The sequence below is a fragment of the Nitratireductor aestuarii genome, assembly GCF_014641695.1.
Lineage (GTDB): Bacteria > Pseudomonadota > Alphaproteobacteria > Rhizobiales > Rhizobiaceae > Chelativorans > Chelativorans aestuarii.
On sequence record NZ_BMIF01000052.1, the window covers coordinates 1 to 951 of the forward strand.

The following is a 951-nucleotide window of genomic DNA, read 5'->3' on the forward strand; positions in this document are numbered from 1 at the left end:
TAGAGCGGTTTCCGATCAATCTGGATCATATCCGCACGAGCTGAAGTAATTGGCGCATTCGCTTGGCTGGAAGATGTCGACGAGCTTGCCGATGAGGCCCCACAGGCCGTTTACGGTTCTCTCGCCTGCTTTTCGGAGCATGGCCTTGAGACGCGAGAATGCCTTCTCGATCGGGTTGAAGTCGGGGCTGTAGGGTGGGAGGAAGCGCAGCGTTGCTCCTGCCGCCTCGATCCGGTCGCGGACCGCGGGACGTTTGTGGCTCGATAGGTTGTCCATGATGACGACGTCACCGGGCCGAAGTTCGGGCACGAGAACCTGCGCCACATATGCTTCGAACCAGTCACCGTTGATCGGGCCATCCAGCACCATCGGCGCGACCATGCCGGTCATGCGCAGGCCGGCGACCAGCGTGGTGGTCTTGCGGTGACCATGCGGGAAGCCCATTCGCAGGCGCTCACCCCTGGCGCAGCGCCCATGACTGCGGGTCATGTTTGTGGCAGTCCAGGTCTCGTCGATGAAAACCAGGCGCTCGGGATCCAGATCGATCTGACCGTCGAACCAGTCGTGGCGCTGCCTCAGGACGTCGGGCCGGTCTTGCTCGATGGCATGCCCAGTCTTTTTTTGCGCGTCATGCCGCGCCGCGCGAAAAAGCGATGCAGCCCGGCAACCGAGATAGCGAGCCCCGCCTCGTTCAAGGCAAGGCGCAGTTCCTCAAGCGAGATGTCCTTGCGCGCTTCCCAGAGGGCGAGAATGTCGGCAGATCGCTCCTCGACACGGCGCGAGCGCATGTCTCCACCTTGAGGCTTGGGGGCAACGCTGCCGGTCTCGCGCTGCTGCGCATGCCACCGGATCGCCGTCGATGGTGCCACGCCGAAACGCGCCGCCGCCGCCCGGCAACTCAGCCCGCCTTCAATCGCAGCCAGAAGCCGAACCCGCAAATCCATTGAGAGA

The 951-nt window shown here is 63.3% G+C and carries 1 protein-coding gene; it reads right to left on the minus strand.

Annotated elements, in window-relative coordinates:
• Positions 1-15: 15 nt before the first annotated feature.
• Positions 16-951, minus strand: a protein-coding gene (locus IEX27_RS21055) for an IS630 family transposase (RefSeq protein ID WP_244630496.1) whose coding sequence is annotated in 2 segments (ribosomal slippage) — positions 16-617 and positions 617-951 — 937 coding nt annotated over the 2 segments. Because the reading frame shifts where the segments join, the coding sequence is not laid out codon by codon here. This gene is flagged as partial in the annotation.